Source organism: Burkholderia arboris (assembly GCF_902499125.1).
Lineage (GTDB): Bacteria > Pseudomonadota > Gammaproteobacteria > Burkholderiales > Burkholderiaceae > Burkholderia > Burkholderia arboris.
Window position 1 is genome coordinate 18,714 of sequence record NZ_CABVPX010000029.1, and the last position, 13,613, is coordinate 32,326.

10 protein-coding genes and 1 pseudogene are annotated in these 13,613 nt (G+C 67.6%); 7 read left to right on the plus strand and 4 right to left on the minus strand.

The window, feature by feature from the left end; all coding sequences use genetic code 11:
- The first annotated feature begins 106 nt into the window (after window positions 1-106).
- The gene (locus tag BLA15945_RS28425) at window positions 107-1,303 is read left to right on the plus strand and encodes a sugar transporter (protein ID WP_059241955.1); all 1,197 of its coding nucleotides are present in this window, start codon (window positions 107-109) and stop codon (window positions 1,301-1,303) included.
- A 75-nt stretch (window positions 1,304-1,378) separates the two neighbouring features.
- On the opposite strand, the gene BLA15945_RS28430 is transcribed toward BLA15945_RS28425, so the two are convergent.
- Window positions 1,379-2,155, minus strand: coding sequence for an SDR family NAD(P)-dependent oxidoreductase (locus tag BLA15945_RS28430; RefSeq protein WP_059241953.1), 777 nt, complete (start codon window positions 2,153-2,155; stop codon window positions 1,379-1,381).
- A 174-nt stretch (window positions 2,156-2,329) separates the two neighbouring features.
- Here BLA15945_RS28430 and BLA15945_RS28435 point away from each other — a divergent pair, with 174 nt between their 5' ends.
- The 5 genes from BLA15945_RS28435 to iaaH all read left to right on the plus strand — a co-directional run bounded on the left by BLA15945_RS28435 (window position 2,330) and on the right by iaaH (window position 8,585).
- The gene (locus BLA15945_RS28435; protein ID WP_174993934.1) at window positions 2,330-3,232 is read left to right on the plus strand and encodes a LysR family transcriptional regulator; all 903 of its coding nucleotides are present in this window, start codon (window positions 2,330-2,332) and stop codon (window positions 3,230-3,232) included.
- A 334-nt stretch (window positions 3,233-3,566) separates the two neighbouring features.
- On the plus strand, window positions 3,567-5,726 hold the full coding sequence (locus BLA15945_RS28440) for an alpha-galactosidase D (protein ID WP_233464315.1): 2,160 nt from the start codon (window positions 3,567-3,569) through the stop codon (window positions 5,724-5,726).
- A 172-nt stretch (window positions 5,727-5,898) separates the two neighbouring features.
- Window positions 5,899-6,300 carry a hypothetical protein gene (locus BLA15945_RS28445; protein WP_174993935.1) on the plus strand — a complete coding sequence of 134 codons (402 nt, stop codon included), beginning with the start codon at window positions 5,899-5,901 and terminating at the stop codon, window positions 6,298-6,300.
- Window positions 6,297-7,010 carry a helix-turn-helix transcriptional regulator gene (locus BLA15945_RS28450; protein WP_174993936.1) on the plus strand — a complete coding sequence of 238 codons (714 nt, stop codon included), beginning with the start codon at window positions 6,297-6,299 and terminating at the stop codon, window positions 7,008-7,010. Before BLA15945_RS28445 ends, BLA15945_RS28450 begins: the two co-directional genes overlap by 4 nt.
- A 102-nt stretch (window positions 7,011-7,112) precedes the next feature.
- The gene (gene iaaH, locus BLA15945_RS28455) at window positions 7,113-8,585 is read left to right on the plus strand and encodes an indoleacetamide hydrolase (protein WP_174993937.1); all 1,473 of its coding nucleotides are present in this window, start codon (window positions 7,113-7,115) and stop codon (window positions 8,583-8,585) included.
- A gap of 128 nt (window positions 8,586-8,713) precedes the next feature.
- On the opposite strand, the gene BLA15945_RS28460 is transcribed toward iaaH, so the two are convergent.
- The 3 genes from BLA15945_RS28460 to BLA15945_RS28470 all read right to left on the minus strand — a co-directional run bounded on the left by BLA15945_RS28460 (window position 8,714) and on the right by BLA15945_RS28470 (window position 12,671).
- Entirely contained in the window at window positions 8,714-9,883 is a 1,170-nt protein-coding gene (locus tag BLA15945_RS28460; RefSeq protein WP_233464316.1) for a helix-turn-helix domain-containing protein, read from the minus strand.
- Window positions 9,884-10,056: 173 nt separating this feature from the next.
- Window positions 10,057-11,184, minus strand: a complete 1,128-nt coding sequence (locus BLA15945_RS28465) for an NAD(P)-dependent alcohol dehydrogenase (protein ID WP_174993938.1) — start codon at window positions 11,182-11,184, stop codon at window positions 10,057-10,059.
- A 14-nt stretch (window positions 11,185-11,198) separates the two neighbouring features.
- Window positions 11,199-12,671, minus strand: coding sequence for a benzaldehyde dehydrogenase (locus tag BLA15945_RS28470; RefSeq protein WP_174993939.1), 1,473 nt, complete (start codon window positions 12,669-12,671; stop codon window positions 11,199-11,201).
- A gap of 536 nt (window positions 12,672-13,207) precedes the next feature.
- Between BLA15945_RS28470 and BLA15945_RS28475 the strand changes: the two are divergent.
- Window positions 13,208-13,576: pseudogene (locus BLA15945_RS28475) on the plus strand (restriction endonuclease); the annotation flags it as partial.
- Between the last annotated feature and the right edge of the window lie 37 nt (window positions 13,577-13,613).

Here is a 13,613-nt window from a genome sequence, read left to right on the forward strand (position 1 = left end):
GACGTGTCATTTGCCACTGGTACAATCGCGCCGATGCGCCGGGCCGGTTTTTTGCGCCGCGTCCGCGCCGCACGCGCCCCCAACCCTCGTCTCGTCGATTCCACGCATGGCAACACCGGACGCCGTCAGTTCCAGGCACTCGTGGTGGGGCGTACTGGCCCTGGCCCTCACTGCCTTCATCTTCAATACCACCGAATTCGTCCCCGTCGCGCTGCTCAGCGCGATCGGCGACAGCCTCCACATGGAGCCGACCGCCGTCGGCCTGATGCTGACGATCTACGCGTGGGCGGTTGCCGTCGTGTCGTTGCCGCTGACGTTCGTCACGCGTCACGTCGAGCGCCGCAAGCTGTTGGTCGGCGCGCTGCTGGTGTTCATCGGCAGCCACCTCGTGACCGGCGTTGCATGGAATTTCACGGTGCTGATGATCGGCCGGCTCGGCATCGCGTGCGCGCATGCGGTGTTCTGGTCGATTTCCGTGCCGCTCGCCGTGCGGCTCGCGCCAAGCGACCGCAAGAGCCGGGCGCTCAGCCTGATCGCGATGGGCTCGGCGATCGCGATGGTCGCCGGCATTCCGCTCGGGCGCGTGATCGGCGAGGCGTTCGGCTGGCGCGTCACGTTCCTGATCATCGGGGGCGCCGCGGCCGGTGCGGCGCTGTTGCTGCGCGCCACGTTGCCGGTCCTGCCGAGCCAGGGCGCCGGGTCGCTGAGCAGTATCGGCAGGTTCCTGCGCAAGCCGGCGCTGGTCGCGCTGTACGCGATCACCGTGCTCGTCGTATCCGCGCACTTCACGTCGTACACGTACATCGAACCGTTCGTCCAGAGCGTGAACCACGCGAGCAGCAGCCGGATCACGTACGTGCTGATCCTGTTCGGCGTGGCCGGCCTGCCGGCCGCGATCTGCTTCAATCGCGTCTATCCGCACCGGCCGGACGATTTCCTGCTGGCGTCGATCGTCGCGCTGTCGGCCTGCCTGCTGATCCTGTTCCCGAGCGCGCTGAACATCGTCACGCTGTCCGTGCATACGCTGGTGTGGGGCGGCGCGATCGTCTGCTTCGGGCTGGCGATGCAGGCCTGGGTGCTGAAGCTGGCGCCGGAGGCGACCGACCTGGCCGTGTCGATCTACTCCGGGCTGTACAACGTCGGCATCGGCGCCGGCGCGCTGCTCGGCAACCATATCGCCGGCGACTACGGGCTGCCGTGGATCGGCACGTTCGGCGGCGTGGTCGGCGCGTTCGCGGTCGGGATCGCGTGGCTCGCGTTGCGGCTTCACGCGAAACGGGACGTGGCGGCCGCGGCCCCTTGAGTCACGCGGCGGTTCGCGTGCGGTTCGGCATGCAACCAGGCGTGCAACCAGGCATGCAACCGGTCATGCAACCGGTCATGCAACCGAGTAGCCGCCGTCGGCCACGAGCGCATGCCCGGACACATAGCTGGAATCGTCCGATGCGAGGAACGCAACGATCGTCGCCATCTCCTCGGCCGAGCCCCACCGTCCTGCCGGCGTCGACGCGGCAAACGCCTGTTGCGCGTCGTCCGACGGCCAGATGCCGCGATGATGGAACGGCGTTTCGATCAGCCCGGGGCAAAGCGCATTGACGCGGACCCCGCGCTTGAACCACTCGATCGACGCCGTCTTCGTCATCCCGATCACGGCGTGCTTGCTCGCGATATAAACCGACGCATTCTCGAAGCCGATCAGGCCGCCCATCGACGCATTGTTGATGATGCTGCCCGCCCCCTGGCGCAGCATGATCTCGGCTGCATATTTCATCGAATTGAATACGCCGCGCACATTCGGTTCGAACACCTTGTCGAAGCTGTCGGCATTCTGTTCGAGCAGCGGGGCGAACGTGCCTTCCGTGCCCGCATTGTTGAACGCGATGTCGAGGCGGCCGTAGGCCGATACCGTGAAATCGAAGAGCTTGCGCAGATCGTCTTCGTTCGCGACGTCCGCGACGAAAGCGCGGGCTTCGCCGCCGGCGGTCACGATCTCGTCGACCAGCCGGTCGAGTTCGGTCTTGCGCCGGGCGCTGACGACGACCTTCGCGCCGCGCCGCGCAAGTTCGATCGCCGACGCGCGGCCGATGCCGGAACTGGCGCCCGTCACCACGGCGATACGGCCTTCGAGTTGGGCAGGTTGAGTGCTTGCGTTCATGATGCATTTCTCCAGAGTGGTTGACCGTCCACGTCAAAGCGACGTCTGGTGCTCATTGTGGCCGCCTGGTCATCGCAATAGAATGGAACAATCACGCATTCAGAATTCCTGATTCTGGAATAGATCACGCTGCCTCTGGAACACCGGAACACCGGAACACCGGAAGGGCCCGCCATGCTCAATCGACTCGACCTCCTCAAGATCTTCGCCGCGGCTGCCGCGGCGCCCACCTTCCGCGAGGCGGCGGCGCGTCTCGGCGTGTCGCCGCAGGTCGTGACGCGTGCGGTGCGCGAGCTGGAGGAGATGCTGGGCGAAACGCTGTTTCACCGGACGACCCGCAGCATCCGGATCACCGTGTTCGGACAGTCGTTTGCGCGCGAGGTGCAGGGCGCGCTGGCGGTCGTCGACGGGCTGTTCGGGCCGGCGACCGGCCAGCGCGACGAGCCGGTCGGCGTCGTCAGGATCACCGCGCCGTCCGGCATGGGGCGACGTTACGTGCAACCGGTCCTGACCGGCCTGATGCAGCGGTACCCGGGGCTCGTGCCCGATCTGCGGCTGTCGGACGTGCCGTCGCCGGTGGTCGACGAGCAGATCGACATCGGCGTGCGCGTCGGCGCGATCGGCGACAACCGCTATGTCGCGCGCATGATCGGGCCGTTGCCGATGTGGGTCGTAGCCGCACCGTCGCTGCTCAGGCGGCTGGGCGAGCCGAAAAACCGGAAGGAACTCGAAGCGATGCCGGTGACGTGCCTGATCGACCGCGCGAATGGGCGGCCGTGGCCGTGGATGTTCCGTGGCGAGCACCAGTTCGTGCCGTCGTCGCCGGCTTATCTGACCGACGACACCGAGGTGGAGATCGAGGCCGTGTGTGCAGGGGTAGGGTTCGGCCAGTGCTCGGAATATCTGGTCCGGCCATACGTCCAGAAGGGGCGCCTCGTGCGCGTGTTGCCGAGCCTCGAGCCCGAGCCGTGGAAGCTGCATGTCTATCGGCCGCGGCGCGGCCCGATGCCCCGGCGCATCCGGGTGGTGTACGACGAACTGGTGGCGAAGCTTGCGGACGCAACGTGGCGGGGGTAGCCGGTGCGGTCCGGTCGGCCGTTGCATCGTCGCGACGCGGCGTCGACCACCGGTTTCGCGATAAACCTGCCACAAGCGTCCGGATTGTTTCCATATCGTCGGCCTGGTTGCCAAAGATTGGGTTTTCCCCGTCAATTATTTAAATCATTAAGAAAGCAGCGGGTTTCTGCCCGGAAAGGTGGGGTCTCCCAATATGTGACCGCATGCTGCAAAGATTGAAACAGGGAAACGAACGTCATTAATCTGCGTACGCGTACGAAGCGGACCGGCGTGCGTCGTTCACAACAATCGGGAGACGGAGATGAAGGGCAGAAATCATTTAGGATTATTGATAATGTGCTTTGTTGCGGCGGCGATGGCGCTATCGGCATGCGGCGGCGATGACGTCGGCTCGTCGCCGGGCACGTCGACGACAGGCGCGACGTCAACTACCGGCACGACCACGGCGCCCGGCGGCAACGGCACCCCGGCCACGTCGCCGACGGCATTGCAGCAGATCGCGGTGAATCCGCCGCCGATGGGCTGGTCGTCGTGGAACAGCCTCGAGGAGAACGTCAGCTTCGACACGATCAAGGCGCAGGCCGACGGGCTGGCCGCCCTGAATGCGAACCTCGCGACGGGCAACAAGTACCAGTATGTGAATATCGACGAAGGCTGGTGGACGTCCAGAAAACGCGACGCGAACGGCAACTTCATCCTCAACGTCGACATGAACGGCAATCCCACCAACCAGTGGCCGGGCGGGATGAAGGCGATGGCCGACTACATTCACGGCAAGGGGCTGAAGGCCGGCATCTATATCGATTCCGGGCCGCAGGGCTGCGGAAACACGAACGGCACGCATTTCGTCGGCAGCGATTACGCGCACTACGACCACGATTTCCTGCAGTTCGCGCAATGGGGCTACGACTTCGTCAAGGTCGACTGGTGCGGCGGCAGCGCGGCCGGATACGATCCGCAGCAAGCGTATACGGCGATCTCGCAGGCGATTCAGAAGGCCTACGTGGCCACCGGCAAATTGCTGGTGCTGAACATGTGCGACTGGGGCACGCTCGGCAAGAGCGGATACCTCGACTACAACCTGGGGCCGTGGGACTGGGGCGCGGGCATCGCGACCTCGTGGCGCACGACGGGCGACATCTACGGGCCGGGGAGCGGGGTGCCGAAGTTCAGCTCCGTGCTTGGCAATTTCAACGGCAACACGCACCCTGAAGGCCAGCACACCGGTTACTACAACGATCCGGACATGATGGTGGCCGGCATGGGCATGACGGCCGCGAACGACCTTGCGCACGTGAATCTGTGGGCCATTGCCGGCGCGCCGATGATACTCGGCAACGATCTGTCGAAGGCGCTGTCGAGCGATACGGTGAGCCTGCTTACCAATCCCGAACTGATCGCGATCGACCAGGACACGCTGGGGCTGCAGGGATTGAAGGTCGCGGACGCCAACGGGCAGCAGGTGTGGGCGAAATTGCTGGCCGGCGCAGGCAAGCGCGCGGTCGTGCTGTTCAACAACGGCACCGCGGCGAGCGACATGACGGTCACGTGGCAGCAGCTGGGTTTCGCCGCCGGTACGTCAGCGACTGTCCGCGATGTCTGGGCGCACAAGGATCTCGGTGCGGCCACCGGTTCCTACACGGTCGCGGCCGTGCCGGCAGGCGGTACCGCGATGCTCGTGTTGAGCGGCACGGATCTCCCGTCGACGACGTTCCTGCCGGGCACGCTGTCGGGCGGCGCGACTGTCGCGGATTGCGCTGCGTGTGCGAGCGGGAAGAAGGTGACGGGGTTGGGCACGGTGACGTTCAACAACGTGACGTCGCAAACGGCCGGCGGCTACCTCCAGATCGCCTACCTGAACGCCGGAACGGAAACCGTCAGGGCCCAACTCGTCGCGAACGGCGGCCACGGCACGACGCTCGCGTTTCCGCCCACGGGCAACGCGGTCGGCACGGTGACGGTGTTCGTCAACCTGACGGCCGGGCAGAACGCGCTGTCGCTGTCGAGCGTCGACAGCACGACGCCGACGCCCGAGATCGCGTCGATCGCCGTGGTGGCCGGGCCGGTGAAAGTCCCGCCGCCGCCGCCGATGGCGTATGAAGCGGAGGCGGCCGCCAACACGCTCGGCGGCGCGGCGCGCGTGTCGTCATGCGGCGCATGCTCGGGCGGGCAGGACGTCGGCTATATCGGCAACGGCGACGGGACCAGCAACGGCACGCTGACGATCAACGGCATCTCGGTCGCGGCCGACGGCACGTACAGCGTCCTGATCGCGTACGTGAACGGCGATTCGGCGCCGCGCAGCGCGCAGCTCAGTTTCGACGGGGGCGCGCCGGTTGCCGTGTCGTTCCCGTCGACTGGCGGTTGGGGGAACGTGTCGACGCTGACGGTGACAGGTGCGTTCAAGCAGGGAAGCGCCAACACGCTGAAGTTCTCCAACCCGACGGGCTGGGCGCCCGATATCGACGGCATCGCGGCACCCGTCAAGCCGTAACGGGCGCGTGGCGCGGCTACCCGGCCACGGGTGGTCGCGTCATTCGCCGGAATGACGGGCCGAATGCCGGCATATTGCGGCATCATCATGGTGCCGCCGCACCCGCGAGCGGTGCCCGATGTCCGACTGGAGACCCTGCATGCCGATACCCCGGATTGAAACCCGCGACGCGATGGGTGACCCCGATGTGGTCTATCTCAACCCGGCGCACGTGCTGTGGATGTCGCAGCCGACCGCCGCGCAGCGGCGGCCGGACAGCACGGCCATCCGTGTGGACGACCGCGTGAAGGGCGGCTCGTTGCTGGTGGCCGACGCCCCGTCGGCCGCCCGGCTCCTGCAGGATCTCGGGCCGTTCGTGACGGTGACGCTGGCGAGCCCGTCGTCCGACTATCCGGACGGGCTCGTGCATATCCGTGCGCATGCGATCGTCAGGGTCGCGACGGACGGCGACGGCAGGCCGCTGGCCGAGCGCACGCTCGGCTGGGTCCATGTCCAGGACGGTTCCGCGTTCAGGATCAAGGATTACGCGGGCGTGGCCGTGCAATGGCAGGCGTCGGTCGCGGCGGCGTCATGAACCTTGCCGCGTCCGACATCACGCCGGACGAACTCCGGCTGTTCGGCGACATCGTGGCCCGCCTGGAAGCACTGGGGCCGATCGTCGACGTGAGGACCGTCGTGCTGCCCGAGATCACGCAACTGATCCGCGCGGATTTCGCCGCATCGTTCGATTGCGACGCGCAGACCGGGCTCTGGCGCAACGGCTTCTCGTACAACCTCGATCCGTCGCAGATCGCACGGTACGAAGCGTGGTTCCAGCATATCGACCCGGTCACGCCGCAGCTGCGCGCGCGCCGCGTGGCAACCTGCGTCGACGAAGTGATGAGCCGCCGCGACCTGGAGCGCACCGCGTTCTACCGCGATTTCCTGAGCCGCGACGGCATGCATCACGGGATCAACGTCTATGCGTTCGATGGCGCGACGCACGTTGGCGACCTGCGCATCTGGCGCGCGCAAGGGCGGCCCGACTTCACCGAACGCGACAAGCTGCTGCTGAACGGCATCGAGCCGTTTTTCCGGCGCGCGCTGCTGAGGCGGCGCCATGCGTGCACCGGGCTGACCGAACGCGAGAGCGACGTCGCGCGGCTCGTCGCCGCCGGCTACACCGACAAGGATGTCGCGCGTACGCTCGGGATCGGGTTGTCGACGGTCCGCACGCATCTGCGGCGCGTGATGGCGAAGAAGGGCGTCGCCAACCGGGCGAGTCTGGCGGCCGCGATGGCGTGACGGGTCGCGCCGCGGGCGGCGCGGGGTCATCCATTGTGATGATGGGCGTCAAAATCGGCGCGGCCTACCTTGTGACGATCCCCTGTTACGAGGCCTGCCGAAATGACCACCCTGGGTTCCCTGACGCTCACCGAAGCCCGGCACGCGATCCTGCGCCGGGAGTTTTCCTGTGTCGAATACGCGTATGCGTTGATCGAGCGGCACGCGCGCTGGCGTTACCTGAACGGCTTCACGTGCGTCGACGACGCGCGGTTGCTCGCCGAAGCCGCCCGCAGCGACCGCGACCTCGCGGCCTCGGCTGCGCCGCGCGCACTGCTCGGTTTGCCGATCGCGATCAAGGACAACATCGACACCGCCTGCCTGCCGACCGGTAACGGCACGCTGGCGCTGCACAACCGCGTGCCGCCGCAGCATGCGCCGGTCGTCGCACGGTTGCTGGCGCACGGCGCGCTGATCGCGGGCAAGGCGAACCTGCACGAGCTCGCGTTCGGCGTGTCCGGCAACAATCGCGTGACCGGCGTGGTGCGCAACCCGTACGATTTCGACCGGATTCCGGGCGGCAGCAGCAGCGGGTCGGGCGCGCTGGTCGGCGCGGGCGTGGTCCCGGCCGCGCTCGGCACGGACACCGGCGGCTCGGTCCGGATTCCCGCCGCGCTGTGCGGCGCGGTCGGCCTTCGGCCGACGGTGGGGCGTTATCCGCAGGGCGGCGTCGCGCCGATTTCCCGCACGCGCGACACCGTCGGCCCGATGGCCCGGTCGGTCGAGGACATCGCGCTGCTCGACGCGATCCTGGCCGGCGACGTGGCGTCGCTGTCGACCCCGACGCGAAGCCTGACGCGTCCCGTGCGTCTTGCGCTTCCGCGCACGACGTTCTGGCGTGGCCTCGCAGCGGATGTCGACGCGCTCGCGCAGGCCGCGATCGCGAAGCTGGAGCAGGCGGGATTCGAGTGCGTCGATATCGACCTGAACGACTACCCGGGGTTCTTCGACGACGAGCCGGCCGTCATCGCGATGTATGAATTCCGTGCGTCGATGCACGCGTATCTGGTCGAGAACGGCTACGACCTGTCGGTCGACGATATCGTCGCGAACGTGGGGAGCCCGGACGTCGCGCGGATCGCCCGCCATATCACCGGCCCCGACGGGATCGCCGAAACGGCCTACCGCACCGCGCTCGACCGGCGTACGCGGTCGCGCGCCGCGTACCGGCAGTGCCTCGCCGACAGCGGCGCCGACGCGCTGGCCTTTCCGACCACGATCGCGACCGCTTGCCCGATCCCGGCGGGCGACACGATGATCGTCAACGGCGAGACCGTGTCGGTGTTCCAGACCTACATCAGGAATACCGAGCCCGGCAGCAACGCCGGCGTGCCGGGCATGACCGTGCCGGCCGGCCTGACGGCGGCCGGTCTGCCGGTCGGCCTGGCGCTCGATGGCGCGGCCGGCACCGACCGCGAACTCATCGCGGTCGCGCTGCAGGTCGAACGGGTGCTCGGCCGGCTGCCGGCGCCGGACGACGGGTACGGGGTGGAGGGCCGGCTGGCCGGTTGGGCGGGCGGCGGCGGCGCGTCGTAACGGTTAAGGGTCTCAATCGCGTTGCGGCTTCATGAGCGGCGGGCAGTGGCTCAGGATCAGCGCAAGCCCCTTGTTCGCGTGAACAGGCGCAAGCGCCATCGCCACACGGCCCGCCGCGTCCGGAATCGTCAATGCGGCTCGTCGTGCCGGATCCCTGCCGCATCGAGCTGACGAAGTTTCGCATACAGCGTCGTGCGTGAAATGCCGAGCCGCCGCGCGGCCGCCGACACATTGCCGTCGTGCTCGCCGAGCGCGCGCCGGATCGCGTCGAGCGACTGTTCGTGCAGGCTCGCCTGAGCACCGGCGGCCGGTGCCGCGTGGCATACGTCGGCGGCGTCTTCCAGCACATCGGCATGGCGCGCCATCGTCGCCCGGTCGAGCGGCGCACGCAGGGTGCGCACCCATACATGGCTACCATCGTCGCGCGCGATCCGCTGCGGCGTGCGTGCCGGTATCAGCAAACGGCGCTGCTGCACGGGCGTCGCGCCGGGAAACAGTTGCCGGAGATCGTACGGGGCCACCGGCCCGGCGGCCGCGAGGTCGAGCATCCGGCGCGCCAGCCGGCTCACCGCGCGTACGCGGCCCGCTTCGTCGAGCGCAATGACGCCGGCGAGCGGCGTGCCGAGCCAGCGCGCGTCATGCTGGACCTGCAGCAGATGGCAGTCGCGCAGCAGCGCATACAGACGCTGCTCGGCGGACAGCGCCGCGTGACGAAACTGTTCGCACAACTGCACGACGTTGCGTTTGCCGACCCCGGTGATGTCGAGCGCACCGATCACTTCGCCGTCGAAACCCACCAGCGGCACCGCGAGACAGAACACCCGGGACAACTCGTGGAGATAATGCTGCGCGCCCGCGACGATGGCCTCGGCGCCATCGTGAATCACGCAGCTCGGCGCGGTCGTGCCGATGTTCGGCTCGACGATCCGGCGTCCGGCGACGATCGGCGTCAGCAGTGCGTCGTCGCATTGCGGGCTGCGCCGCGCATGGACGATCGTGCCGTGCGGATTGACGCACATGATCGTCCATTCGGTGCCGCCGAATGCGGCCCACAGCGGCTCGATCTCCTGCGCGACGCAGCGGGTGAGCCGCCGGTCCGCGCGCGATTCGTCGCGCTCGCGCTGCATTTCATAACGCGCGGTTTGCCATGGTCGCAGCCCGGCGTCGCGCGAGCGCAGCCACGAGCGCGCGACGCTGGCCGGCAACGCCGTGTCCGGCAGCGGCTCGCCCGCGGCGAAGCGGGCGCGGAGCCGGTCGAGATCGACCGGCCGTGCAGGGGATTCAGGGGCCGTGTTCACGCTGCGCTCCATGTGAGGTCGAATGGTCGGGCCGGGCGTGCCGGCCCGGCGTGTCGCGCGAATGCGTAATATAGCCCGGTGCCCGAAGCCGGGTATTTTCGTGCCCGGCAAGGGTGCCCGTCGTGTGGCGCCGCCTGGCATCGGCGGGCGGCCGGCGGCGCCCGCGCCCGCGTCTAGTGCGGCAACCGCAGGATCGGCTTGAGCGTGATGCCTTTGCTGCTGTCCTCGGCGGCCTGGTTGATCTGCTCGAGCGGATAGAACTTCACCAGCCGGTCGAACGGAAACCGGCCTTGCAGGTGCAACTGCACGAGTTGCGGAATGAACGTCTGCGGCACGCTGTCGCCTTCAACGATGCCGCGGATCGTATGGCCGCCGAGCAGCAGGCTGTTCACGTCGAATTCGGCCTTCGTGCCGAGCTTCGGCGCGCCGACCACGCCCATCGTGCCGCGCGAGCCGAGTGCGTCGATCCCTTGCGACAGCACGGCCGGCAGCCCGGTCGACTCGAGTGCGTAGTCGACGCCGCCGCCGGTGATCTCGCGGATCGCGTCGATGACGTCGACTTCCCGGCTGTTGATCGCGTGCGTTGCGCCCAGCTCCAGTGCCAGCGCGAGCCGCGACGGCACGATGTCGACGGCGATGATGGTGGTGGCGCCGGCGATGCGCGCGGCCATCACGGCGCTCATGCCGACCGCGCCCGCGCCGAAGCTCGCGAAGCTGCTGCCGGTGCGCACCGCGAGCGAATGGATGACGGCCCCCGCGCCGGTCTGGATCCCGCAGCCGAGCGGGCCGAGCAGTTCGAGCGGCGCTTCCTTCGGCACCTTGATTGCGTTGTTCTCGCGTGCGAGCGCGTAGCTCGCGAACGACGACTGCGCGAAGAAATGATCGTGCAGCGGTTGTCCGGCCGCGTCGCGGATGGCCGTCTGCCCGTCGCCATCGGCGCCGCCGAAGTTCAGCGCGAAGAACTGCCGGCAATACGCGCCGTGACCGCCGGCGCACGATGCGCAGTGGCCGCACGCACCGTAGGTCAGCACGACGTGGTCGCCGGCGGCGAGCGTCTTCACATTCGGGCCGACCGCCTCCACCACGCCGGCGCCTTCGTGACCGAGCACGGCCGGTAGCGGTACCGGGTAGTACTGGTCGCGCACGATCAGGTCGGTATGGCACAAGCCGGTCGCGACGACGCGCACCAGCACCTCGTCGCCGCGCGGCGCGCGGATCCGTGCCGTTTCGATCGAGAAGGGCGCGCCGGCGGCGCGCGCGACGGCCGCGGTGACGGCGCGTGTATCGTTTTCGGTGTACATGGTCGGTCTCCTCGTCAAATCGGATACAGCGGCGCTTCGCCCTTGATCGTCAGCCACTGCCACTGTGTGAATTCCTCCCAGTTTGCCGCACCGCCGATGCTCGAGCCATTGCCGGAGGCGCCGACGCCGCCGAACGGGTTGATCACCTCGTCGTTGACCGTCTGGTCGTTGATGTGCAGCAGCCCCGTGTTCAAGCGCTCGCCGATCCTCAGCGCGCGGCCGACGTCAGCGGACAGGATCGCCATCGACAGCCCGTATTCGGTCCGGTTCGCGAGCGCGATCGCGTCTTCGTCGGTATCGAACGGCACGACGATCGCGACCGGCCCGAAGATTTCCTCGTCGAACGCCGGATTGCCCGGCGCGACGCCGCTCAGCACGGTCGGCTCGAAAAACAGGCCGCGATGGTCGCCGCCCGTCTCGACGCGGGCGCCCGCGCGTCGGGCCGCGTCGACCACGCTCGCCGCATGGTCGCGCTGCGCGGCGTCGATCAGCGGGCCGAGGCCGACGTCGCCGGTGGCCGGGTCGCCGACGCGCAGGCTTCGCGCCTTCTCGACGAGCTTCGCGACGAAGCGGTCGTGAATGGCGCGTTGCACGAGCACGCGGCCGGTCGCCATGCAGATCTGGCCTTGATGCAGATACGCGCCCCATGCGGTGTTGGCAACGGCGCGGTCGAGGTCGGCATCGTCGAGCACGATCAGCGAATTCTTGCCGCCGAGTTCGAGCGACACCTTTTTGAGATGCCGGCCCGCCGCTTCGCCGACCTTGCGCCCGGCCGCGGTGGAGCCGGTGAACTGGATCATCGAGATGTGTGGATCGGCGACCAGCGCCGCGCCGGCCGCGCCGTCGCCGGGCAGCACGTGCAGCACGCCTTCGGGCAAGCCGGCAAGCTCGAACACGCGTGCGATCGCGATGCCGCCGCACACGGCGGTGCGCGGATCGGGCTTCAGCACGACTGCGTTGCCGAGCGCGAGCGCCGGCGCGACTGCGCGTATCGCGAGATACAGCGGAAAGTTGAACGGCGAGATCACGCCGACCACGCCGCGCGGGCGGCGGCGCGCGAGCGACAGCCGGCCGGCCGCCGACGGCAGCACTTCGCCGGCCGCGCGTGACGGCAGCCCGGCTGCTTCGTGCAGCGCCTTGATCGTGATCGAGGTTTCGAACGACGCTTTCGCGCGTGTCGAGCCGCTTTCGCGCACGAGCCAGTCGACGATCGCGTCGAAATGCACTTCGGCGACGGCTGCCGCGCGACGCAGCACCGCCGCGCGCTCGTCGTATGGCAGCGCGAACCATGCGGGCTGTGCGCGATGTGCGGCGGCGGCGGCTTCGGCGATGGCCGCGCTGTCGGCGACGCCGATGCGGCCGAGCGTGGTGCCGGTCGCGGGTTCGATCACGTCGGCCGCGTGCGCGCTTGCGTGCCAGCGTCCGTTGAAGGTCTTGCCGCGCCAGATGTCGGTGTCGAACAGTGCGGTGTTGCTGCTGCTATCCATGTACGCTCCTGAGGAATTCGGATCGGCCGGATCGGGGCGCTTGCCTGGGCGTCGACCGGCATGCGCGCGAGGGTAGGCGGGCGCGGCGAAGCGGGGCTATCCGGGTTTCTTCCCACCCGCGGAGGGCGCTTGGGGTGGGGGGGCGTCTGTGGTTTTGTGTGCGGAAACTGAACAGTCGTTGTGCGGGTTGTTGCCGCACGCCGTCTGGTGACATGGCAGGTTGTTGCTGGTGTCGTGCGACGTGCGCCGTGTCTGAAGACTCAGCGCGCAAACCTGCGGCAAGACTTGCGCTCACGGTTCGTTGGAGGGGCGGTTACCGACCCGTTGCAGCCGGCCGACTCAGGGTGACATAGCGGACCGCTCTCATGGTGGAACGGACGTTCGTTTAGTCGCATGCGCTGCGGCAGCCGTGTCCAGAAAACGGGGGCTTTCTCGATATGTCAAAAATTCCTGTCCCGAGCCACCCGATTCCCTATTGTCACGTTAATATTTCCGTTGGTTTTCCAACGTTCTGGTTTGTTAGTGAATCAACGAAGACCCAGAAGTCGATGTATGAGCTCGCGGCATACGGCTCGACCACTGAGCGGGATTTGCCCGATAGGCTAGAGAAGAACGAAGCCATCAAACTCTACGCCAAGCTGCCAGGCTGGTTTAAGGTGCCTACGCCGCTGGGCATCTACATCCCCGATTGGGTCGTGCTGATGGAAGAAGACGGCGCGCAGCGCCTGTACTTTGTGGCGGAAACCAAGAGTAGTTCGTTCACTGACGACCTGCGCGACAAGGAAAGCGCCAAGATCGAATGTGACAAGGCGTATTTCAGCGCCCTGGCGGTTGGTGAAAACACCCTTCGCTATGTGGCTGCGCACTCGGTTGATGATCTTTTGATCGAGGTGGCAAAGGGATAGGTTCTGTCGCTGTCACGGCGAGAAACGACATAGAACC

Coding starts and splice junctions, on each gene's coding strand:
- iaaH (WP_174993937.1), top strand. CDS start 7,113: ATGACCACCCTGGGTTCCCTGACGCTCACCGAAGCCCGGCACGCGATC.
- BLA15945_RS28425 (WP_059241955.1), top strand. CDS start 107: ATGGCAACACCGGACGCCGTCAGTTCCAGGCACTCGTGGTGGGGCGTA.
- BLA15945_RS28465 (WP_174993938.1), bottom strand. CDS start 11,184: ATGTACACCGAAAACGATACACGCGCCGTCACCGCGGCCGTCGCGCGC.
- BLA15945_RS28430 (WP_059241953.1), bottom strand. CDS start 2,155: ATGAACGCAAGCACTCAACCTGCCCAACTCGAAGGCCGTATCGCCGTG.
- BLA15945_RS28445 (WP_174993935.1), top strand. CDS start 5,899: ATGGGTGACCCCGATGTGGTCTATCTCAACCCGGCGCACGTGCTGTGG.
- BLA15945_RS28435 (WP_174993934.1), top strand. CDS start 2,330: ATGCTCAATCGACTCGACCTCCTCAAGATCTTCGCCGCGGCTGCCGCG.
- BLA15945_RS28470 (WP_174993939.1), bottom strand. CDS start 12,671: ATGGATAGCAGCAGCAACACCGCACTGTTCGACACCGACATCTGGCGC.
- BLA15945_RS28440 (WP_233464315.1), top strand. CDS start 3,567: ATGTGCTTTGTTGCGGCGGCGATGGCGCTATCGGCATGCGGCGGCGAT.
- BLA15945_RS28450 (WP_174993936.1), top strand. CDS start 6,297: ATGAACCTTGCCGCGTCCGACATCACGCCGGACGAACTCCGGCTGTTC.